General features: G+C 72.1%; 22 protein-coding genes. 12 read left to right on the plus strand and 10 right to left on the minus strand.

Going from position 1 to position 21,143, the window contains the following annotated elements; translation table 11 throughout:
- Positions 1-38 precede the first annotated feature (38 nt).
- The 3 genes from AB0D67_RS27830 to AB0D67_RS27840 all read left to right on the plus strand — a co-directional run bounded on the left by AB0D67_RS27830 (position 39) and on the right by AB0D67_RS27840 (position 2,728).
- Entirely contained in the window at positions 39-1,598 is a 1,560-nt protein-coding gene (locus tag AB0D67_RS27830; protein ID WP_362942075.1) for a BCCT family transporter, read from the plus strand.
- 174 nt (positions 1,599-1,772) lie between these two features.
- Positions 1,773-2,120 carry a DUF3147 family protein gene (locus AB0D67_RS27835; protein ID WP_362942078.1) on the plus strand — a complete coding sequence of 116 codons (348 nt, stop codon included), beginning with the start codon at positions 1,773-1,775 and terminating at the stop codon, positions 2,118-2,120.
- The gene (locus AB0D67_RS27840) at positions 2,117-2,728 is read left to right on the plus strand and encodes a DUF3147 family protein (protein ID WP_362942081.1); all 612 of its coding nucleotides are present in this window, start codon (positions 2,117-2,119) and stop codon (positions 2,726-2,728) included. The genes AB0D67_RS27835 and AB0D67_RS27840 overlap by 4 nt, the downstream gene beginning before the upstream one ends.
- A 188-nt stretch (positions 2,729-2,916) precedes the next feature.
- Here the strand turns inward: AB0D67_RS27840 and AB0D67_RS27845 are convergent, their stop codons facing one another.
- On the minus strand, positions 2,917-3,171 hold the full coding sequence (locus tag AB0D67_RS27845) for a GntR family transcriptional regulator (RefSeq protein WP_362942083.1): 255 nt from the start codon (positions 3,169-3,171) through the stop codon (positions 2,917-2,919).
- A 92-nt stretch (positions 3,172-3,263) separates the two neighbouring features.
- On the opposite strand from AB0D67_RS27845, the gene AB0D67_RS27850 reads away from it, so the two are divergent.
- Positions 3,264-4,523, plus strand: coding sequence for an alpha/beta fold hydrolase (locus AB0D67_RS27850; protein WP_362942086.1), 1,260 nt, complete (start codon positions 3,264-3,266; stop codon positions 4,521-4,523).
- Positions 4,524-4,653: 130 nt separating this feature from the next.
- On the opposite strand, the gene AB0D67_RS27855 is transcribed toward AB0D67_RS27850, so the two are convergent.
- From AB0D67_RS27855 to AB0D67_RS27875, 5 genes are all read right to left on the minus strand, one after another.
- Positions 4,654-6,069 (minus strand): ATP-binding protein, encoded by a 1,416-nt coding sequence (locus AB0D67_RS27855; RefSeq protein ID WP_362942089.1) that lies wholly within the window; start codon positions 6,067-6,069, stop codon positions 4,654-4,656.
- 58 nt (positions 6,070-6,127) lie between these two features.
- Positions 6,128-7,849 (minus strand): FAD-dependent oxidoreductase, encoded by a 1,722-nt coding sequence (locus tag AB0D67_RS27860; protein WP_362942092.1) that lies wholly within the window; start codon positions 7,847-7,849, stop codon positions 6,128-6,130.
- A gap of 76 nt (positions 7,850-7,925) precedes the next feature.
- Positions 7,926-8,657: a helix-turn-helix domain-containing protein gene (locus tag AB0D67_RS27865; protein WP_362942095.1), complete on the minus strand. Its 732-nt coding sequence runs from the start codon at positions 8,655-8,657 to the stop codon at positions 7,926-7,928.
- A 156-nt stretch (positions 8,658-8,813) separates the two neighbouring features.
- On the minus strand, positions 8,814-9,827 hold the full coding sequence (gene glnII / locus AB0D67_RS27870; RefSeq protein WP_362942098.1) for a glutamine synthetase: 1,014 nt from the start codon (positions 9,825-9,827) through the stop codon (positions 8,814-8,816).
- Between the two features lie 134 nt (positions 9,828-9,961).
- A complete protein-coding gene (locus AB0D67_RS27875) occupies positions 9,962-10,612 on the minus strand; it encodes a MerR family transcriptional regulator (protein WP_362942101.1) in 651 nt (216 codons plus the stop codon).
- Positions 10,613-10,852: 240 nt separating this feature from the next.
- Between AB0D67_RS27875 and AB0D67_RS27880 the strand changes: the two genes are divergently transcribed.
- The 5 genes from AB0D67_RS27880 (at position 10,853) to AB0D67_RS27900 (ending at position 15,857) form a co-directional block, all read left to right on the plus strand.
- Positions 10,853-11,728 carry a MurR/RpiR family transcriptional regulator gene (locus AB0D67_RS27880; RefSeq protein WP_362942104.1) on the plus strand — a complete coding sequence of 292 codons (876 nt, stop codon included), beginning with the start codon at positions 10,853-10,855 and terminating at the stop codon, positions 11,726-11,728.
- 15 nt (positions 11,729-11,743) lie between these two features.
- The gene (locus tag AB0D67_RS27885; RefSeq protein ID WP_362942107.1) at positions 11,744-12,502 is read left to right on the plus strand and encodes an SIS domain-containing protein; all 759 of its coding nucleotides are present in this window, start codon (positions 11,744-11,746) and stop codon (positions 12,500-12,502) included.
- 19 nt (positions 12,503-12,521) lie between these two features.
- On the plus strand, positions 12,522-13,934 hold the full coding sequence (ngcE, locus tag AB0D67_RS27890) for an N-acetylglucosamine/diacetylchitobiose ABC transporter substrate-binding protein (protein WP_362942110.1): 1,413 nt from the start codon (positions 12,522-12,524) through the stop codon (positions 13,932-13,934).
- 109 nt (positions 13,935-14,043) lie between these two features.
- The gene (locus AB0D67_RS27895; RefSeq protein ID WP_362942113.1) at positions 14,044-14,946 is read left to right on the plus strand and encodes a sugar ABC transporter permease; all 903 of its coding nucleotides are present in this window, start codon (positions 14,044-14,046) and stop codon (positions 14,944-14,946) included.
- On the plus strand, positions 14,946-15,857 hold the full coding sequence (locus AB0D67_RS27900) for a carbohydrate ABC transporter permease (protein ID WP_362942116.1): 912 nt from the start codon (positions 14,946-14,948) through the stop codon (positions 15,855-15,857). Before AB0D67_RS27895 ends, AB0D67_RS27900 begins: the two co-directional genes overlap by 1 nt.
- Before the next feature lie 120 nt (positions 15,858-15,977).
- Here the strand turns inward: AB0D67_RS27900 and AB0D67_RS27905 are convergent, their stop codons facing one another.
- Both AB0D67_RS27905 and AB0D67_RS27910 read right to left on the minus strand, forming a co-directional pair.
- Entirely contained in the window at positions 15,978-16,706 is a 729-nt protein-coding gene (locus AB0D67_RS27905) for a DNA alkylation repair protein (RefSeq protein WP_362942119.1), read from the minus strand.
- Positions 16,707-16,731: 25 nt separating this feature from the next.
- The gene (locus tag AB0D67_RS27910; RefSeq protein ID WP_362942122.1) at positions 16,732-17,964 is read right to left on the minus strand and encodes a transposase; all 1,233 of its coding nucleotides are present in this window, start codon (positions 17,962-17,964) and stop codon (positions 16,732-16,734) included.
- Positions 17,965-18,020: 56 nt separating this feature from the next.
- On the opposite strand from AB0D67_RS27910, the gene AB0D67_RS27915 reads away from it, so the two are divergent.
- Entirely contained in the window at positions 18,021-18,203 is a 183-nt protein-coding gene (locus AB0D67_RS27915) for a hypothetical protein (protein WP_362942125.1), read from the plus strand.
- A 63-nt stretch (positions 18,204-18,266) separates the two neighbouring features.
- Here the strand turns inward: AB0D67_RS27915 and AB0D67_RS27920 are convergent, their stop codons facing one another.
- Positions 18,267-18,956 carry a TetR/AcrR family transcriptional regulator gene (locus AB0D67_RS27920; RefSeq protein WP_362942128.1) on the minus strand — a complete coding sequence of 230 codons (690 nt, stop codon included), beginning with the start codon at positions 18,954-18,956 and terminating at the stop codon, positions 18,267-18,269.
- Positions 18,957-19,217: 261 nt separating this feature from the next.
- Here AB0D67_RS27920 and AB0D67_RS27925 point away from each other — a divergent pair, with 261 nt between their 5' ends.
- Together AB0D67_RS27925 and AB0D67_RS27930 are read left to right on the plus strand one after the other, a co-directional pair.
- On the plus strand, positions 19,218-19,505 hold the full coding sequence (locus AB0D67_RS27925) for a hypothetical protein (protein ID WP_362942131.1): 288 nt from the start codon (positions 19,218-19,220) through the stop codon (positions 19,503-19,505).
- A gap of 195 nt (positions 19,506-19,700) precedes the next feature.
- Entirely contained in the window at positions 19,701-20,357 is a 657-nt protein-coding gene (locus AB0D67_RS27930) for a response regulator transcription factor (protein WP_362942134.1), read from the plus strand.
- Between the two features lie 30 nt (positions 20,358-20,387).
- Here AB0D67_RS27930 and AB0D67_RS27935 read toward each other — a convergent pair whose 3' ends face one another.
- On the minus strand, positions 20,388-21,026 hold the full coding sequence (locus tag AB0D67_RS27935; RefSeq protein WP_362942137.1) for a phosphatase PAP2 family protein: 639 nt from the start codon (positions 21,024-21,026) through the stop codon (positions 20,388-20,390).
- Positions 21,027-21,143 lie beyond the last annotated feature (117 nt).

The raw sequence follows: 21,143 nt of genomic DNA on the forward strand, positions 1-21,143 counted from the left end.
GGATACGGGGGATGCATCGATGACGGGGGCCCGGTTCCATGCGGAAACTCGATGTCCCGCTGGCAGCGGTCGCCGTGGCGCTGCTGCTCGCGATGGTGGCGTGGGGGGTGATCTCCCCGGAATCGCTGAACACGGCGGGCACGGACGCGCTCGGCTGGGTGCTCGACGGCTTCGGCTGGCTGTTCGTGGTCGCCGCCGACCTCTTCCTGGTCCTGGCGGTCGTACTGGCGGCGAGCCGGTACGGCACGATCCGGCTCGGCAAGGACGACGACACCCCGGAGTTCTCCAACCTCGCGTGGGTCGCGATGATGTTCAGCGCCGGCATGGGCATCGGCCTCATGTTCTACGGCGTCGCCGAGCCCGTCACGCACCTGCTCCGGCCGCCTCCGGGACTGGGCGTCACCGCGGGCTCGCCGGAGGCCGCGCGCGTCGCGATGGAGTACTCGCTGTTCCACTGGACCCTGCACCCCTGGGCCATCTACGCGATCACCGGACTGGCCCTGGCGTACTCGACCTTCCGCATGGGGCGCGGCAACCGGTTCAGCGACGCCTTCACCCCGCTGTTCGGCGGCCGGCCCCGGCCGCAGGCGGGACGGGCGCTGGACCTGCTGGCCGTCCTCGCCACGGTCTTCGGCACCGCCACCAGCCTGGGGCTGGGCGCCCTCCAGGTGGAGTACGGCCTCAACGCGCTGTTCGGGCTCAGCGGCCGGCGGCTGGAGGTGATCGTCATCATCGTGCTGACCATCGCCTTCGTCGTCTCGGCGGCGACCGGCGTGCACCGGGGCGTGCAGTGGCTGAGCACCGCCAACATCTACCTGGCCGCCCTCCTGGCCGTGCTCATCTTCGTCTTCGGCCCCACGATCGCCACCCTCGACCTGCTCCCCGCGTCGGTCGGCGGCTACCTGCAGGACCTCATCCCCATGTCCTCGCGGACGGGGGCGTTCATCGACAAGCAGTGGCTCGGGACCTGGACCATCTTCTACTGGGCGTGGTGGATGTCGTGGGCGCCGTTCGTCGGGGCCTTCATCGCCCGGATCTCCCGGGGGCGGACCATCCGCGAGTTCGTCATCGGCGTCCTGCTCGTCCCGTCCGGCGTCAGCGTGCTCTGGTTCGTCATCAGCGGCGGCGCCGCCGTGTGGTTCCAGCGCGAGGGCACGGTGGACTTCTCCGCGACCCTCGCCAAGGGACCGGAGTCGGCGATGTTCACGCTGCTCGACCACCTGCCCCTGGCCCTGGTCACCACCGCGATCACCGTGATCCTCGTCGCGCTCTACTTCGTCAGCGGCGCGGACGCGGCCGCGCTCGTCCTCGGCTCGCTGTCCAGCAGGGGATCGCTCCACCCGCCCCGGCCGCTGGTCGTGATGTGGGGGGTGCTGACCGGCATGATCGCCTTGGTGCTCCTGCTGGCGGGCGGCCTGGAAGGGCTGCAGCGCGCCACGATCCTGGTCGCGCTGCCGTTCGTGGCCGTCATGCTCCTGCTCTGCGTGGCCCTGGTGAAGGAACTGCGCCGGGATCCGGGGATCACCGCCCCCCGGGGGCACCCCCACGGCCTGCCGACCGCCATCCGGCGGGCCTGGGGCGAGGACGACGGGCCCTGACCCGCCGCGCGGCGGGCGGCGCCGGCCCGGAGGGGACCCGCTCCCGCGACCGGACTCCGGGGCCGGATTCCACGACCGGATTCCGGCGGCCGTACGGCGTGGCGGAGGGTATGACCGGCGGGACCCCGGGCAGCGTGGTGCCCTGGGTGAGGGATGCCCGGGAGAAGGAGTGCCATGGGGCTCGAAGTCGTCAAGGTGTTGCTCAAGGCCGCGGCGGGCGGGTTGTTCGTGCTGCTGTTCGCCGCGCTGGCGGAGACGATCGCCCCGAAGAGGCTGGCGGGCGTGTTCTCCGCGGCTCCTTCCGTGGCCCTGGGCGGCATGCTGGTGACGGCCGGACTCAGCGGGGTGCTCGACGTCCGCCAGGCCGCTCTGGGCATGGCGGTCGGGGCGGTCGCGTTCGTCGTCTACTGCCTGGTGGGGGTGCCGCTGCTGAAGCGGTGGGGCGCCTGGAAGGGGTCGGCGGCCGCGCTCGGCGTCTGGCTGGTCGTGGCCGTGGCGGGCTACCTGGTGGTGTGGCCGTGACGAGCGACCTCCACGACGACCACGAGGACCGGCGCCGCGGCCTGCCCGGCAGGCGCGACTCCGGCGGCGGCCGCACCGGTCCCCACGGCGACCGCGACGACCGCGACGACCGCGGCGACCGCGGCGACCGCGGCGACCGCGGCGACCGCGGCGGCCACGATGGTTCCGGCGACCGCCCGCAGGGCGACGAGCGGCGCGACGAGGTGCGGTTCGCCCCCCGCAAGCTCGCGGAGACCAGGCCGCGCGAGTGGCTGGTCCGGTTCGCGTTCGGCGCCGGGGTCTCCGCCCTCGCCGCCGTGATCGCCACGGTGGCCGGTCCGCGGTTCGGCGGCCTCTTCCTGGCGTTCCCGGCGATCCTGATGGCGTCGCTGACGCTGGTCGCCAAGAAGGAGAGCGTGCGCCAGGCCCGCAACGAGGCCCGGGGCGCGACCTTCGGCGCGGTGGGGCTGTTCGGCTTCGCCGCGGTCATCGCCGCCGGGCTGGCCGCCAGGTGGCCGCTGTGGGCGGTCCTGACCGCCGCCACCGCGGCGTGGGCCGTCCTGGCGCTGGGCTGCTACCTGCTGGCCAGGGCGTTCGGCGCCGGGGGAGACGAGCCGCCGGCGGGCTGAGCCCGCGGCCCTGACGCCACGTCCGCTCCGGATGCTCACGGCGGCTCCGGAGGGCTTCCAGCCGGCTCCGCGCGGACGGGCTCGTCCGGCGTCGCACCCGCGGAACCCGGCGGCCCGCGGAACCCGGTGGCCCGGAGCCGGCCGGCGGCCCGGAGCGCCCGGCGGCGGGGGCGCCCGGCGGCCGCGGGTCAGCCGCCGCCGGTCTCCTCGGCGCGCGAGGACACGAAGTCCCCCGTGCCCTCCAGCGTGTAGAGGAGCCCCTCGTCCCGGAGCACCTGGACCGCCCGCCGTACGTCCTCGGGGGTGAGGCCGTACCGTTCCCCGAGGGCCTCCGCGGAGGGGATCGGGCGGTCCATCTCCATCTCGCCGCGGGTGATCTGCGTCCGGAGGACGTCAGCGAGCCGCCGGTAGGCGGGGTCGTCCCCGCCGCTGTCGATCGTCACGACCAGGAATCGTAGACGTCGGCCGGGGGAACGCCGAGCAGGCGCGCGGCGAGGAGTCCGCCGGTTCGCCGCTTTCCGGTACCGTTCGGCGGGTGACCGTCCTGCTGCCCGGCGTGGCCCTCACCGACCACGTCCTCACCGTCCCCCTCGACCACGCCGACCCCGGAGGCGAGACCATCGAGGTCTTCGCCCGGGAGGCGGTGGACCCGGCCAGGCGGGACGAGGACCTGCCGTGGCTGCTCTTCCTGCAGGGCGGGCCGGGCGGCAGGTCGCCGCGGCCGACCGGCGCGGACGGCTGGCTGGGGCAGGCGCTGAAGACCCACCGGGTGCTCCTGCTCGACCAGCGGGGAACCGGCCGTAGCACCCCGGTCACCGCCGCGACCGTCTCCGGCTCCGACGCCGGGCTGGCCGCCCGCCTCGCGCACTTCCGCGCCGACGCGATCGTCGCCGACGCCGAGCTGATCCGCCGCGAGCTGTGCGGCGGGCGGGCGTGGGAGACCCTCGGCCAGAGCTACGGCGGGTTCGTCACACTGACCTACCTGTCGCGGGCGCCCGAGGGCATTTCCGCCTGCTACGTCACCGGTGGCCTGGCCGGGCTCACGGCGAGCGCCGACGACGTCTACGCGCGGACCTACCCCAGGGTCCGCGCCAAGGCCGAGCGGTACTTCGCCCGCCACCCCGGCGACTCCGCCCGCCTGGACGCGATCGCCGACCATCTGCGCGACCGGGAGGTCCTGCTGCCCGACGGCGACCGGCTGACCGTGCGCCGCCTGCAGAGCCTCGGCATGTGCCTGGGGACGGGCGACGGCGCCGACCGCCTGCACTGGATGCTGGAGGAGGCGTGGGCCGGGGGCCGGCTCTCCGACCCGTTCCTGTACGAGGTCATGACGGCCACCGGGTTCGTCGGCAACCCGCTCTACGCGGTCCTGCACGAGTCGATCTACGCCCAGGGCGGCGCCACCGCCTGGGCGGCGCACCGCCTGCTGCCGGAGGACTTCGCCGAGGACGCGCGCCCGCTGCTGCCCACCGGGGAGATGATCTACCCCTGGATGTTCGACGAGATCGCCGCGCTGCGCCCCTTCAGGGGCGCCGCCGAGATCATCGCGGCCCGCTCCGGCTGGCCCGCCCTCTACGACCCGGTACGGCTGGCGGCCAACCGGGTCCCGGTCGCCGCCGCCGTGTACTACGACGACATGTACGTCGACGAGGGGCTGTCGATGGAGACGGCCCGCGCGGTGGGCGGGGTGCGGGCCTGGGTGACCAACGAGTGGGAGCACGACGGTCTGCGCGTCTCCGGCGGCCGGGTCCTCGCCCGCCTGATGGAGACGGTCAAGGGCGTCCACGGCCCCTGAGCCGCCGGGCCGTCCCGCTTCCGTCCCGCTTCCGCCCCGCCCCCGGGTCCCGTCCCGCGTCTCAGGACCCCGTCCCCGCTCCGCCTCCGCTCCCGGCCGCCCGGCTTCCGCCGGACGGCCGGGCGGGCGGTCAGGCGGGCGGTTCGACGAGCGGGAGCCGTACCTGGAAGCGGGTGTCGCCGGGCCTCGACTCCACCCGCAGGTCGCCGCCGTGCCGGCCGGCCACGATGCGGTAGGAGATGTCGAGCCCCAGCCCGGTGCCCTCGCCGACGGCCTTGGTGGTGAAGAACGGCTCGAAGATCCGCTCCTGCAGGTGCTCCGGGACGCCGGGGCCGGTGTCGCAGATCTCCACCAGGGCGGTGGTGTCGTACTCCACGCGGGTGCGGACGGTCAGCGTGCCGCTGCCGTCCATCGCGTCCAGCGCGTTGTGGATCAGGTTGGTCCACACCTGGTTGAGCTCCCCGGCGTAACCGGGGATCGGCGGCAGTTCGGGGTCGTAGTCGGTCGCCACGCTCACCCCGGGCGGGATCTTGCCCTTGAACATGGCGAGCGTGCTGCCCAGCAGCTCCCGCACGTCCACCGTCTGGTACGGCGCCCGGTCCATCTGCGAGTACTGCTTGGCGGAGGCCAGCAGTGAGGAGATCCGCCCGGTCGCGTCGGTCACCTCGTCCAGCATCTGGCTGATCTCGACGGCCTCCGAGAGCCAGCGCACCGCGCCGGACAGGTGCTCCTCGCCGACCGCCTCGCGCACCGTGTCCAGCCCGCCGGGACCGAAGCCCGCGCTCACCAGGGCGGGGGCCAGCTCCCAGCCGTCCGGCACACCGGCGTCCTCCAGCGCCTCGCCCAGCGCGTCCTCGGCGTCGGAGATCTCCAGCGGGGACCGCGCGGGAACCTCCGCGGCGCCGTCCGTGCAGCCCTCCTGGAGGTCGATCAGGGCGCGCAGCCGGTCGGCGGGGATGCCCGACTCGGCCAGCGCGGCCAGCTCCCGCCGCGACGAGCGGACCATCTCCCGCAGCTCGCCCACGGCGCGCACGGCCGCCGCGGCCGGGTTGTTGAGCTCGTGGGTGAGTCCGGCGGTGATCGTGCCGAGCGCGGTCAGCCGCTGCCTGCGGTCGATGAAGTCCCGCTGGGCGAGCCCGCCGAGGCGCACCCCGTCGAGCAGGTGCACCGCCATAGGGAACCACTCGCCGATCATGTGCCCGTACTTCTTCGCCGGGAGCACGAAGAGCCGCGACGGCTTGGTCGCGCGCAGAGAGTGGGCGTAGGAGTCCGGGGCGCGGTCGCCGAGGTAGGCCGAGATCGCCCCGGCGTAGACGCCGGGCTGGGAGGTGGGGGCCATGGAGACCGGCCCGGCGGGGGTCTCGGTGGTCATCATGACCTCGCCGTCGATGAGCACGAAGAACGACTCGGCGGGATCGCCCTGCCGCAGGACCGTCTCACCCGCGTCGTAGCCGCGTTCCTCGCCGTGGGAGACCAGCCAGCCGATCTTCTCGTCGTCGAGCCTGTCGAACAGGAACAGCCTTCTGAGTACTTCAGGATCGGTCATGCGGCCTTCCTCCCGGCCTCCGCGACGCCGCGGGCCCGGTCTTCTCCGGTTGCCCCGCTCATGCCTTCTCCAGGTAGCGGTGGACGAGCGCCACGGCCATGGCCCCCTCGCCGACGGCCGAGGCGACCCGCTTGATGGAGTCGGCCCGCACGTCCCCGGCGGCGAACACGCCGGGCACGTTGGTCTCCAGGTGGTACGGCTCGCGCTGGAGCGGCCAGTTGCGGGGGCGGTTCCCCCCGGCGGTCAGGTCCGGCCCGGTGAGGACGAAGCCCCGGGCGTCGCGCTCGACCGTGTCGCCGAGCCAGTCGGTGAACGGCTCGGCGCCGATGAAGACGAACAGCCGCTCGGTGTCCACCGCCCGCTCGCCGTCCGGCCCCTTGAGGACCAGCCGCTCCAGGTGGCCGTCGCCCTCGGCGGCGGTGATCTCGGTCCCGGTGTGCACCTCGACGTTCCGCAGCCCGGAGATCTGCTCGATCAGGTAGTGCGACATGGACCTCTCCAGCGAGTCGCCCCGGACGAGGAGGTGGACCGTGCGCGCGTACTTCGACAGGTGGACCGCGCACTGCCCGGCCGAGTTGGCCGCGCCGACGACGTAGACGTCGCTGCCGGCGCACTCGGACGCCTCGGTCAGGGCCGCGCCGTAGTAGCAGCCGGAGCCGATGAAGCCGTCGAGGCCGGGGGCGGTGAGCCGCCGGTAGGCGACGCCGGTGGCCAGGATCACGGTGTGCGCCGCGATGCTGCCGCCGTCGGCGAAGCCGATCACCCGTGCCCGGCCCCTGACCTCCAGGCTGGTGACCTGGCGGGCGGTGAGCAGCTCGGCGCCGAACTTCAGGGCCTGGCGGCGGGCGCGGTCGGCGAGCTGGGCGCCGGACAGGCCGTCGGGGAAGCCGAGGTAGTTCTCGATGCGGGAGCTCTGCCCGGCCTGGCCGCCGGAGGCGTGCTGCTCGACCAGCACCGTGCGCAGCCCCTCGGAGGCCCCGTAGACCGCCGCGCCCAGTCCTCCCGGGCCGCCGCCGATGACGACCAGGTCGTAGAAGTCGGTGGCCGGGGTGGTGGACAGGCCGACGGCCGCGGCCAGCTCCGGGACGGAGGGGGCGGTGAGCGTCACGCCCTCGGCCGTGACCACCACGGGCAGCCGGTCGGGCGGCGGGGCGGCGCCGGTCCCGCCCGCGCCCGCTCCACCCGCTCCGCCCGCGCCCGTCTCAGTCGCGCCCGTCTCGCCCGCCGCGGCGAGCAGTTCGGCGCCCTCGGGGGTGTCGGCCAGCATCCAGCGGTAGGGCACCTGGTTGCGCGACAGGAAGTCGCGGACCTCGTACGACCGCGCCGACCAGCGGGCGCCCACCACCCGCAGCTCGCCGGCCTCGCGCCGGTCGGTCCGCTGCCAGGCGTCGAGCTGGGCGTCCAGCACCGGGTAGAGCTTCTCCTCCGGCGGGTCCCACGGCTTGAGCATGTAGTGGTCGAGGTCCACGACGTTGATCGCCTGGATCGCCGCGTCGGTGTCGGCGTAGGCGGTGAGGAGCACGCGGCGGGCATGGGGGTACAGGTCCATGGCCTGCTCCAGGAACTCCACGCCGTTCATCTGGGGCATGCGGTAGTCGGCGAGGACGGCCGCGACGTCGTCGCCGCGCAGCCGTAGCTCGCGAAGGCTCTCCATGCCCTGGGCCGCCGTCTCGGCCCGGACGACGCGGTAGGAGTGGCTGTAGCGGCGTCGCAGGTCACGCGCCACCGACCGCGACACGCCCGGGTCGTCGTCAACCGTAACGATGACCGGTTTATCCATTATCTGCCTTCCAGGAGACGGCGCTTCCTTGAAGGATGTCATAGGTGGTCATACCTATATCGGACACCCCGAAAGATCAACGGCGGACGCCGGCGATGTATCGCTCGGCCAGCAGCACCACGGCGCGGTCCTGGGTGTACACACCCCAGCCCGCGCCGTTCGCCAGGCCGCCGATCAGGGCCTCCCGGCGGTCGCCCACGACGACGAGGAGACGGCTCCCGGCGTCCTCACCGGCCGTGCCCCCGGCCACGTCCCGCCCGGACCCGGTCATGTCCCCCGTCGCGTCCCCCACCGGGCCCCGTTCGGCCCCGGAGCACGTCTCCGACACCTCGACCCCGCGCTTCGCGGCCCTGCGGACCAGCGGGGACAGCCGCGCCGTCTCCTCCGGCCAGGCGGCGACGAGCAGGGAGGAGCGGGCCGCGGCCACCACGTCCCCGGCACGGGTGAGCAGCGACTCGGCGTCCCTGAGGTTGTGGGTCGGCGGAACCTCGGGCGGCGCGGCGATCGTGGGCAGCGAGGACTGCAGCGACTCCATCGAGTCGTCGAACTCCCGGCGCATGCGCTCAAGCAGGGCCGCGGGCGGCAGCGGCTGGTAGCCGACGACGCCCTCCTCCTCGTGCAGTTCGTAGGCGGCGCCCCGAGACACCAGCTTGCCCAGCGTCTCGTAGACCGTGCTGCGCGGCACGCCCGAGCGTTTGGCCACCTCGTAGCCGTTGAGCGGCCGTCCGGCCCCGACCAGCGTGACGTACGCCTTGGCCTCGTAGCCCGACATGCCCAGGCGTTGCAACTGCTCCACGACGTCTCGCATCGCAGTCATGCTACGGCGCGCTGTCACCGTTTAGTGTTGTCCCAAACTGCCAAATTCGGCCCCATATTCCGTACAGGAGCACCCCGGGGACGGCGAAGGGCCGCGACCGCCCCGGACGGGGGCGGCCGCGGCCCGGACGAGGGGCGGCGGGGACGGTCAGACCTGGCCGGCCTTCTCCAGCGCCGTGCAGCAGGTGTCCACCATGAGACGGGTGACCGTGTAGGGGTCGACGTTGGCGTTGGGGCGGCGGTCCTCGATGTAGCCCTTCTTGTCCACCTCGACCTGCCACGGGATGCGCACCGAGGCGCCGCGGTCGGAGACGCCGTAGCTGAACTGGTCCCAGCGGGCGGTCTCGTGGTGGCCGGTGAGGCGGTCCTCGACGTCGGCGCCGTAGTTCCTGACGTGCTCCAGCGCGTTCTCGGCGAGCGCCTCGCAGGCGGTGATGATCGCGTCGTAGCCCTCGCGCATCGCCTTGGTGGAGAAGTTCGTGTGCGCGCCGGCGCCGTTCCAGTCGCCCTTCACCGGCTTGGCGTCGAGCGTGGCGGCGATGTCGAAGTCCTCGGCGACGCGGTAGAGCAGCCAGCGGGCCACCCACAGATGGTCGGAGACCTCGACGGGACCGGCCGGGCCGACCTGGAACTCCCACTGGCCGGGCATGACCTCGGCGTTGATGCCGGAGATCGCCAGACCGGCCTCCAGGCACAGGTCGAGGTGCTTCTCGACGACGTCGCGGCCGAAGACCTCGTCGGCGCCGACGCCGCAGTAGTAGCCGCCCTGCGGGGCGGGGAAGCCGCCCTGCGGGAAGCCGAGCGGGCGGCCCTCCTTGAAGAAGGTGTACTCCTGCTCGATGCCGAACCAGGACTCCTGGCCGGCGAACCGCTCGGCGACCTCCACGAGCCTGGCCCGGGTGTTGCTGACGTGCGGGGTCATGTCGGTGTTCAGGACCTCGCAGAGCACGAGCACGTTGTCACCGCCGCGGATCGGGTCCGGGCAGGTGAAGACCGGCTTGAGCACGCGGTCGGAGGACGACCCCTCGGCCTGGTTGGTGCTGGAACCGTCGAAGCCCCAGAGCGGAGGCTCGGCGCCGTCCGCCAGGATCCTGGTCTTGGAGCGCAGCTTGGCGGTCGGCTTGGTGCCGTCGATCCAGATGTATTCGGCCTTGAAGGTCATCCGCGGGACTTCCTTGAGGAGAGAGATGTCTGGTGCGCTGCAAGACTCGCAAGGGGGGATTTCCCGGCTGTTGCCCGTATGTGAACAGAATGTTACCGATGCCCATTTGTCCGGTTTTGGGATGATTGTCGGGTTCAGGGTGTCCTGGGCGCGCCGGCCTCGAAGAGATCCGCCGAGACCGACTCCTGGGCCAGGCGGCGCATGGCGTCGAAGATCCGGCCGTACACCACGGTCAGTACCACCAGCGCCTCGACCGCGCTCTCCCGGGGGCCGGCGAAGGGGATGACGCCGGTCTCGTTCTCGGTGACCAGCCGGAGCGCGGCCCCGGCGTAGGACCGCAGCTTCTCGTCCGTGGCGGGCATGCCGAGCCGGTCGAGGGTCAGGACGGCCTGGGCCAGCTCGTCGCGGGCGGGTGCGAGGGGGGTGATCCGCCAGCCGAGGTCGCCGATCAGCCGGTCCGCCTCGGCGCGGGCGCGCCGCCAGTCCTCGTCGCCGGACCGGGGTTCGACCCCGGGCGCGAGGGCGTAGTGGGCGGTGCCGAGCACGGTGTGCATGTCCAGGCCCTCGTCGTCCACGGCGGCGAGCACCTTGCGGATGGCGGCGATGGGCAGCCGGCCCACCTCCAGCAGTGCGCGGATGAGGCGCAGCCGGCGCACGTGGCCCTCGCCGTACTCCGCCCGGGTGGCCGACGTCTGCTCCCCGGGAGGAAGGAGGCCCTCACGCAGGTAGTACTTGATGGTCGGGACGGGGACGTCCGTGGCGGCGCTGAGCTGGGAGATCCGCATGATCGGATGGTATCGGCGGCCCGGCCCGCCGTCGGAGCGGCGAGCCGGGCCCGCGGGCGGGCCCGCCGTGATGTAGCCGAATGGCATGAAAGCAGGGGGTGCCGACGAAATCAACGCGGTTTCCAGGAATTCGCATGATTTCCTTCGTCAAAGGATCACTTTCCATCGGAAAGCGGCAAGGGGTTGACGCGGTCCCTGGGTAAGAATAATTTTCATCCAACCTCCCGACGGATGAAAGGAATGTCTGTGGCCGCAGGCGCGCTCGGACGCATCCAGACCGAGACGCCCACGCTGCCCGGAGCCCTCCGCCGGGTCGGCGAGGCCATCCTGGCCGACCCGGCCGCGGCCGCCCGTTCCACGATCATGGCGCTCGCCGAGCGCAGCGGCAGCTCCCCGGCGACCGTCACCCGGTTCTGCCGGGTCTTCGGCTTCAGCGGCTACGCCGGGCTGCGGGTCGCGCTGGCCACCGAGACCGGGCGGGCCGCGCAGGCCCACTGGGACGCCGGCGTCGGCCACGAGATCGCCCCCACCGACCCCCTCGACGTCGCGATCGGCGTGATGGCCGCCGCCGACTCCCGGCTCATCCAGGAGACCGCGGCCCAGCTCGACGCCGCCGTCGTCGCGCGGGTCGCCGACGCCGTCGTCGCCGCCGGCCGGACGCTGATCTTCGGCGTCTCCACCAGCGGGTCCGCGGCGGGCATGATGGCCGGGCGGCTGCGCCGGATCGGGATGCCCTGCTGGAGCCACGCCGACGCCCACGAGTCCCTCGCCGAGGCGGCGCTGCTGGCCCCCGGCGACGTCGCGATCGGGGTCTCCCACCAAGGCCGCACCCGCGAGGTCCTGGAACCGCTCGCCGAGGCCGCCGCCCGCGGCGCGACGACCGTCGCCGTCACCTCCTTCGCCCGCTCCCCGCTGGCCGACCTCGCCCGCCTGGTGCTGACCACCGCCAGCAGGGAGACCACCTTCCGGCTGGGCGGCCTGGCCGCCGTCCACTCCCAGCTGTTCGTCCTCGACACCGTCTACGTCGCCGTCGCGCAGCGCACCTACGAGCAGACCGACCGGGCGTTCGAGCTCACCATCCGGGCGCTCGAGAGCCACCGCGTGGAAAGGAACTGACGAGTGGAGACCGGCATGGGGATCGGAGCCGCGGACTACGCCCGCGAGGTGCGGACGCTGATGGACGAGGTCGCCCGCACGCAGGCGGAGGCGGTGGGACGGGCCGCCGCGCTGCTGACCGCGTCCGTCCTGGACGACGGCGTCATCCAGGCGTTCGGCTCCGGCCACTCCGAGGCCATCGCGATGGAGATCGCCGGCCGCGCGGGCGGGCTCGTGCCGACCAACCGCCTCGCGCTGCGCGACCTCGTCCTGTACGGCGGAGCCCCGGTGGACGTCCTCCTCGGCGCCCCCGGCGAGCTGGAGCGCGACCCCGAGGTCGCCCGGCGGATCTACGACCTCGCCCCCGTGCGGCCCCAGGACGCGTTCGTGCTGATCTCCAGCTCGGGGGTGAACGGCTCGGTGGTGGAGCTGGCCTCCGTCGTCAAGGAGAAGGGCCACGCCCTGGTCGCCCTGACCTCCGTACGGCACAGCACGGAGATGACCTCCCGCCACCCCTCGGGCCGCAAGCTCCTCGACCTCGCCGACGTGGTCCTCGACAACGGCGCGCCGTACGGCGACGCGGTCATGCCGCTGCCGGGCGGCGGCACGTTCGGCGCGGTCTCCACCATCACCTCCGCCCTGCTGGCCCAGATGGTCGTCGCCGAGGTGGTGCGCGCCCTGGCCGAGGCGGGCCGCACGCCGCCGGTCTACCGGTCCGCCAACGTGACCGGCGGCGACGAGCACAACCGCGACCTTGAGAACCGCTACGCCGGAAGGATCCGGCGAGGTGCCTGATCACCCCCCAGGAGGAAGAATGACCCAACTGTCCCGGCGCGAGCTGCTGCGCAGCGCGGTCCTCGCGGGAATCGCGCTGCCCGCGCTGTCCGCCTGCGCCACCCCCGCGGGCACCGGCGGCGGAGCCTCCCAGTCCGCGCCGGCCGCCGGAGCCACCAGCGCGGCCAACCCGCTCGGCTTCGCCGAGGACAAGCCCCTGGAGATCTGGATCTTCGACGGCGGCTTCGGCGACGCCTACGCCAAGGACATCCACGAAGCGCTGATCAAGGCCAAGCACCCCAAGCTGGAGATCAAGCACAACGCGACCAAGGAGGTCGCCAAGACCCTCCAGCCGCGCTTCGCCGGCGGCAACCCCCCGGAGTTCATCAACAACTCCGGCGCCAACGCCATGGACTTCGGCGCTCTCGTCCAGGACGGCCAGCTCGCCGACCTCACCCCGCTGTTCGACGCGCCGAGCTGGGAGGACCCGGCCGTCAAGGTGCGCGACACGATCGACCCCGTCGCGATCGAACTGGGCAGCTACGACGGCACGCCGTACGTCCTCAACTACGCCAACACCGTCTGGGGCATCTGGTACTCCAAGAAGCTCTTCGACGCCGAGGGCTGGCAGCCGCCCAAGACCTGGGACGAGTTCCTCAAGCTCTGCGAGACCATCAAGAAGTCCGGCAAGGCCGCGCCGTTCACCTACGCCGGAAAGCACCCCTACTACATCTACGAGACCATCCTCACGCTCGCCGCGAAGATCGGCGGCAAGGACGTGCTGAAGAACATCGACAACCTCGAGGACGGCGCCTGGAAGGCCGAACCGGTCAAGAAGGCCGCCGCCGCCTTCGCCGAGCTCGGCGCCAAGTACCTCCTGCAGGGCACCGCGGGACTGGACCACATCCAGACCCAGACCGCCCACAACAAGGGCCAGGTCGCCATGCTGCCCTGCGGCTCCTGGCTGGAGAACGAGCAGAAGGACACCACCCCCGCCGACTTCGGCTACGCGATGTTCCCGCTGCCGGACTTCACCTCCTCCGACGCCCTGCCGTACGGCGCGCTGCACGCCCAGCCGGGCGAGGAGTACGTCGTGCCGTCCAAGTCGGGCAACCCCCGGGCGGGCATGGAGTACATGCGCGCGATGCTCTCCAAGGAGGGCGCCGGCAAGTTCATGGAGCTGGTCTCCACGCTGACCATCGTCAAGGGCGCCGGTGAGGGACGCACCCTCAAGCCGGGCCTGAAGAGCTCCTCCGACGCGCTGACCGCCGCCGGCGACAACACGGTCTGGTTCCTGTTCCGCAAGTGGTACGCCGAGCTGCACGACGAGGTGGCCGCCGCGTCCGGGCAGCTCATGAACGGCAAGCTCACCGTCGACCAGTGGGCGGACCGCGCGCAGAAGAAGGCCGACTCCATCAAGAACGACTCCTCCGTGAAGAAGTTCTCGAGGTAGGCGGGGTGAGCGGCGGCACGGCTCATACGGCAGGGGCTCCGCGTCCGGCGCGTACGGAGCATGCGGCGGGCGCGGCGGGCGCGACGGCCGGGGAAGCGGAGGACGGCCGGTGAACCACGGCAGGCTGAGGTTCGTCACCGGGTTCCTCGCGGTCCCGGTGGCGCTGTACCTGATCTACGTGATCGCCCCCTACGCGCAGGCGTTCTACATCGCGCTCACCGACTGGCGCGGGGTCACCGCGTCCCCCCGGTTCGTCGGCGTGGAGAACTTCCGCAGGCTCTTCGCGGACGACGTCTTCTGGACGGCGGTCGGCCACAACCTGCTCCTGCTGATCCTGATGCCGCTGCTCACCATCGGCATCGCCCTGTTCTTCGCCTTCCTGCTCAACGCCGGGGGACGGGGCGGCGCCGCGGGCGTGTGGGGGTCGAAGTTCTACCGGGTGGTGTTCTTCTTCCCCCAGGTGCTGGCCGTCGCCGTGGTCGCGGTGCTGTTCCAGCAGGTCTTCCGGCCCGACCGCAGCGGCATGCTCAACGCGCCGCTGATGGCCCTCGGGTTCGAGCCCGTCGGCTTCCTGTCCGACACCGGCGTGGCGCTGTGGTCGATCCTCGGCGTGCTCGTCTGGCAGGCGGTCGGCTTCTACGTGGTGCTGTTCTCGGCCGGCATCGCCTCCATCCCGCGCGACCTGTTCGAGGCGGCGGCGATCGACGGCGCCGGGGGAGCGCAGCTCTTCTTCCGGATCACCCTGCCGCTGCTGTGGGACACCATCCAGGTCGGCTGGGTCTACCTCGGCATCGCGGCGCTGGACGTCTTCGCGATCGTGTGGGTGATGACGGCCGAGCACGGCGGGCCCGACCACTCCACGACCGTGATGGCCGCGGAGATCTACCGCACGGCCTTCCAGTACTTCAAGTTCGGCTACGCCTCGGCGATGGGCGTGGTGCTCTTCTTCTTCACCATCGGGTTCGCGGCGCTGGCCCTGCGCCTGTCGCGGCGTGAGCGAATCGAGTTCTAGTGGCGGAAGCGGCGATTCCCCGGAGCCGGGCCCTCGCCCGGGAGGAGCGCAGGCGGCGGCTCGGCCCGTTCGGGGTCCTGACGCACCTCGCTCTGCTGGTGTGGACGGTCCTGGTCGTGATCCCGATCGCGTGGACCTTCCTGGCGTCGGTCAAGAGTGAGGACGAGATCTTCGGCGACGCCTGGTCGCTGCCGGCCGTCCTGCGCCTCGACAACTGGGCGCGGGCGTGGGACCAGGCTCACATCGGCCAGTACATGATCAACAGTGTGGTCGTCGTGGCGTTCGGCGTGTCCGGCACCATGCTGTTCGGCTCCATGGCCGCCTACGTGCTGGCCCGCTACCGGTTCTTCGGCAACCGGGCGATCTATCTCCTGTTCGTCTCGGGCCTGGCCTTCCCGGTCTACCTCGCGCTGACCCCGCTGTTCTTCGTGGTGCAGAACATGGGGACGCTCCCGGTGGTCGGGCCGTTCATCGGGCTGAACACCCACGCCGGGCTGGTCCTGGTCTACATCGCCTACTCGCTGCCGTTCACCGTGTTCTTCCTGGCCGCGTTCTTCCGGACGCTGCCCGGCGCGGTGGCCGAGGCCGCGTTCGTGGACGGGGCCTCGCACACCCGGGTGTTCTTCCAGATCATGCTGCCCATGGCCCGGCCGGGCATCGTCAGCGTGACGATCTTCAACGTGCTGGGGCAGTGGAACCAGTACCAGCTCCCGCTGGTGCTGCTCAACTCCGACCGGGACAAGTGGGTGCTCACCCAGGGCATCGCCGACATCTCCACCGCCGCGGGCTACGACGCCGACTGGTCGGCCCTGTTCGCGGCGCTCAGCATGGCGATCCTGCCGATGCTCGTGGTCTACACGATCTTCCAGAGCCAGATCCAGAAGGGCCTGACCGCCGGGGCGCTCAAGTGACGCCCCGCTGACGCCCCGCCGGCACGGTCCGGCGGGTGGCCTCTCCTCCTTCCCCGGGAGGGGCCGCCCGGCGGCGCCGGACCGGGGGCCGGCGGGCGGCCTCCCAGCTCCCCGCGGTCCTCACGCCTCCGGGCGCTTCGGGCCCCTCGGGCCGCCCCTCGGGTTCCCGGGGTCCGTCAGGTTCTTCAGTGCCTCGCGGCGGCTCAGGCCGGTGATGCCCATGTGGTCCACGTAGCGGAGCACCTCGCCCGGATTGGTCTTGGCGTACTCGCGCAGCGCCCAGCCGATCGCCTTGCGGGCGAAGAAGTCGTTGTCGGACAGGCTCGGCTCGATGCAGGCGTGCAGCAGACCGGGGTCGGTGGCGCCCCGGAACCGGTTCTGGCACAGGATGGCCGTACGGCGCCGCCACAGGTCGCGGTCGCGGGCCCAGCGCAGCATGAGCGGGCGCATGACGTCGGGGAAGGCCGCCAGCAGGCCGCCGACGCGGTGGACGGCCAGCTCGTCGACGTAGTCCCACCACGCCCCGGTGACGATCATCTCCTCGTACATCGGCAGCGCGTCGAGCGTCTGGTGGGCCCGGTAGAGCCGGAAACCGGTCAGCTCGATCGCGGCGTAGCGCTCCTCGCGGTACTCGGCGTCCCGCCACAGCGTCAGCGCCGCCTCGCGCCACTCGTGCGCGTCCCGCAGCGGGTGCTCGCCGAAGACCCTCCGCAGCGCCGTACGGCGCGGCACCGCCTGGGCCCCGAGGAAGGGCAGGTCCGACTTCATGTAGGCCCGCATCGCCTCGGCCTTGCCCGGGTCCGCCGCCTCCGTCAGGGCGATCCGCACGGCCTTGTGCAGTGTGTCCATCGCTCCCCTTGACTTCCTCCCGACCCTAAAGGATCGGGATTCCCCGTGCCGCCAGCGCGGCATGCTGCCGCGTGGCGGTTCGGGGTGGTTGACGCTTCACGGACCGCCCAACGGCGAGGTCTCCACGTCCTGAGACCGCCAGCCCGGCGGCCTTGATGTTCTTGGCGGCGTTCACGTCGGAGTGTTCGGCATGTCCGCAGGAGGTGCAGGCGAATCGCGCTTGGCTCTCGCGCGATGCCGCATCCACCGCCCTGCACGCCGAGCACGTCTGAGACGTGTACGCCGCCAGTACCTTGATCACTTCGGTGCCCGTGTACCGGGCCGCGTTGTTCAGCGCGAGTTCGAGTCCGTACCAGCCCTTGTCCAAGATGGCCTTGTTCAGGCCGGACTTCTGAGTGACCCGCGAACCGGGCTGCTCGACGGTGCCTTTCGCGCTGGTTGTCATGCTCTTCGTTTTGAGGTCTTCCAGCACAATGGTGCCGTACCGGCTGGTGAGCGTCGCGGCGGTCTGGGCGTTGAAGTCCGCGCGGCGGGAGCGGACCCGTTGCAGGAGCGTGCCCAGTTTGGCGGCCACGCGCTTGCGGCGGTTGCTGCCCTTACGGGTGCGGGCGAGTTGCTGGTGCAGGCGGCGGTGGCGCTGCGTCTCGCCATCGGTGACGAACGGCCGGTTGTGGAAGTCCGCGTCGCTGGTGGTGGCAGCGACCACCACCCCCCGGTCGATGCCCACGACCGGGCCTGAATGCGTCTGAGGGGCGCCCTGTCCGTCTTCGATGAGGAACGATACGAACCAGCGCCCGCCGTCGCGGGTGATCGTGGCCGAGCGCACGACCCCGCCCAAGGGGCGGGACCAGCGGAATCGTACCCAGCCGAGCTTCGACAGCTTCACCCGGCCCCAGCGGCGACCGATCCGCTCCACGGCGATCTGCTTGGCGTCGGGGAACCGGAAGGACGGCGACCACTTGCGGTGTGACCGCCAGCGGACCTTCCACGCCCCGTGGGTCTTGACCGCCTGGTCGAGGTCCTTGAGGGTCTGCTGGAGAACGTGGGACGGTGCCTCGGCCAGCCAGTCGAAGTCGCGCTTGGCGTCGGCGAGCTGCTTGCACTGTTCGGCGTAGCCGATGAACGCCCCACGTCGCCGGTAGGTGCGGCGCTGCTCCAGCGCGGTGTTCCACACTGACCGGCAGATGCCGCCGATGTGTTCGGCGAACGCGGCCTGTTCGGGGGTGAACTCAACGCGATATCTACGGCCGGACAGCATGAAACACCTCCTTCCACGAGAACGCTTTAAGATCTCTAATGGTACCATGCAAAATCATGATTGAGCGTATGAGCATCCGAGAACTCCGGGACAACCTCGGCCGCCGCGTCGAAGCGGCACACTTGACCGGGGCCCACACCATCGTGGAGAAGTACGGCGAAACCCAAGCCGTCCTCGTCCCCTACGCATGGTGGGCCGAGCGGCAAGAACGCGGGGGCCAGGGCACGCTCGCGCCTTAGCGGGCACTCCCGCTCGGGCTGACCCCGCCCTGAAGGACGGGGCTTGCGTCCTTCGAGTTCAGGTCAGTCCCGGTGGCTACTGCGCTCGCCGGTGGCCAGGCCGTCGAACAGGATCGTGATGTAGTGCTCGGCGATGGCCGCGGTGTCGAGGCGGCCGTCCGGCCGGAACCAGCGGACCGCGACCCAGATGGTGTCACGGATCATGCGGTAGGTCAGCTTGGGATCGACGTCGGGGCGGATCCCGCCGGTGGCCTGGCCCCGTTTGATCTGCTCGATCCACATCCGCTCGACCTCCTCCTCGGCCTTCACCAGGTAGCCGAAGCGGTCGCCGGGCAGGGAGCGCAGGTAGTTCCAGTCGTTCTGCATGACGGTGACCGCGGCGCGGTGCGGCTCCAGCGCGGCGAACCCGGTGCGGACCATCTCCGCCAGGACCTCGCGCGGCTCGCCCCCGCGCGCCAGCACGGCGCGGTAGCGGCCCACCAGGTCGTCGAGGAAGGTGGTCAGCACCTCGTCGACGATCGACTCCTTGGAGTCGAAGTGGTGGTAGAGGCTCCCGGACAGGATGCCGGCCTCCTCCGCGATCTCGCGGACGGTCGTGGCCTGGAACCCCTTGCGGGCGAAGAGCTCGGCGGCCAGCTTGACGAGGTGGTCACGGCGCTCGGAGGCCGACCCGGACGCGGTCGCGCGCCTGGCCGCGCCCTGACGTCCGGCCGGGGTCCTGGTCGTGCCGCCGGAGTTCTTTCGCGTGTTCACGTCACCCATTATGAGACTTTGCGCAATCGCTTGTTCGCCGGAACACACCAGCTCACGCCCGTTCTCTCCGGCGAGCAGGCGCACGGCCGGGAAATCGGCGGAGGTCCTGCGGACGGCGGGAACGGCCCGGTGCCCGGATACGGTGACCCGCGTGAGGCGCAAGACGACGGTGGCCGGGGATCTCCTGCTGTGGGTGCTTCTGTGCCTGCCCCTGCTGTGGGGAGGCGTGTCCGTCCTGCCGGCCGACCGCTACACCTCCTGGTGGGGTACACCGCGTACGACGCCGCCACCTCCGTGCTGCCTCCGGCCGGCTTCGCGCGGCTCCGGGTGGGCATGGAGCAGGCCGCGGCGGAGGCCCTGCTTCCGGCCAGGACACGGATCGACGGCCCGGCGGCGGGGGAGCCGCGGGCGCCCTCCGGGGCCCGGTGCCGGTACTACGGCACGCACGCCGACCCCTTCGGCGCGCGGAGCGGCGAGCTGTACCGGCTGTGCTTCGCGGACGGGCGGCTGACGGGAAAGGATTTCCTGCCCGCCGGCCGGGTTCCGTAGAGTCGGGCGGCGAGTGGCGCCCGCAGGGCGCTCGGGGTCGTGGAGCCGGGCGGAGAGCGGGGCGCGCGGGGTCGTGGAGCCGGGCGGAGCACGGGGCGCGCGGGGTCATGGAGTCGTGGAGTCGCGGGGGCGTGAGGTCGTGGAGCCGCTGGGCGCGGGGGCGCGGGGTCACGGGTTTCGGAGAAGGAGGACGTGGTGGTCCGGGTGGTGCTGGCCGACGACGAGGCCGTGGTCCGCGCCGGGGTGCGGATGATCCTGTCCGCCGATCCCGGGATCGAGGTGGTCGCCGAAGCCGGCGACGGCCGGTCCCTGGTCGAGCTGGTGCGCGCCCACCGGCCGGACGTCGCGCTGGTGGACATCCGGATGCCGGGCCTCGACGGGCTGGCCGCCGTCCCCGAACTGCGCCGGGTCGCCCCCGGCACGGCGGTGCTGATCATGACCACCTTCGGTGAGGACGCCTCCATCGCCAGGGCGCTCGGTGACGGCGCGGCCGGGTTCCTGCTCAAGACCGGCGACCCGCGCGAGTTCCTGCTCGGGGTGCGGGCGGTCGCCGAGGGCGCCGCATACCTGTCGCCCCGGGTGGCGTCCCGGGTGATCGACGGCGTCGCCGGCGACCGGCTCGCCCGGAGCTCCGCCGCCCGCGACCGGATCGGCGTGCTCACCGACCGCGAGCGGGACGTGCTCGGCCTGCTCGGCGCGGGGCTGTCCAACGCGGAGATCGCCGGTCGCCTGCACCTGGCAGAGAGCAGCGTCAAGACGTACGTGAGCACGATCCTGGGCCGGCTCGGTGTGCGCAACCGGGTGCAGGCCGCCATCCTGGCCCACGAGGCCGGGCTGGCCGCGCGGTCCTGAGGCGGCCCCGGCGGGCGGGACGGTCCTCCGTCACAGGGCCCGGCGGCGGGCCGTACCGGTGTCCAGCAGCAGCGTCCGCAGGGCGGCGTGCCCGCGCAGCCTGCCGACCAGCCTCGTCACCGGGGCGGCCAGGGCCCACATGACCAGTGGCGCCACCACCGCGCCGAGCAGCAGGCCGGCCATGACGTCATGCGGGAAGTGGACGCCGACGAACACCCGGGAGAAGGCGCCCAGCACCGCCAGCACCGGTACGTAGAACAGCGTGCGACGCCAGGCGACGGCCAGCGCCACGGCGGTGGCGCCGGCGAGCGTCGCGTGGTTGCTCGGCAGCGACCAGTCCCCGAACTCCGGGCACGGGACGAGGGTGACCACGCCGTGGACCAGGCGGCAGGGGCGGTCGATTCGCAGCGTGTCCTTGACGATCTCGCTGACCAGGTAGGACGCCACCATCGCGACGGGGGCCAGGAGCGCCAGCGCCATGGTCCGGTCGCCGCCGCGCCTGGCCCGCCACCAGGCGGCGAGGTACAGGACGGCGAAGAGCAGCAGTACGGCCTCGGTGCCGACCTCGGCCAGTTCCTGGAACCAGTGCGGGGTGGTCCGGGCGAACGCGGTGATCTGCCGGTACCACTCGGCGCTCACGTCGGGGACGTCTTCGATCTCGTTGTGCACGCTTCCTCCGTGTCGTTCCAGACGGTGCTGATGACCGTAGGAAGCGGGAGGTGCGGCCGGCCGTCGCCGAACGTCGCCGGCTGCCGTTGACTTTAGTCAATGCCGGGGCGGCGCCCG

It is taken from the genome of Streptosporangium sp. NPDC048047 (genome assembly GCF_040653115.1).
Taxonomy (GTDB): domain Bacteria; phylum Actinomycetota; class Actinomycetes; order Streptosporangiales; family Streptosporangiaceae; genus Streptosporangium.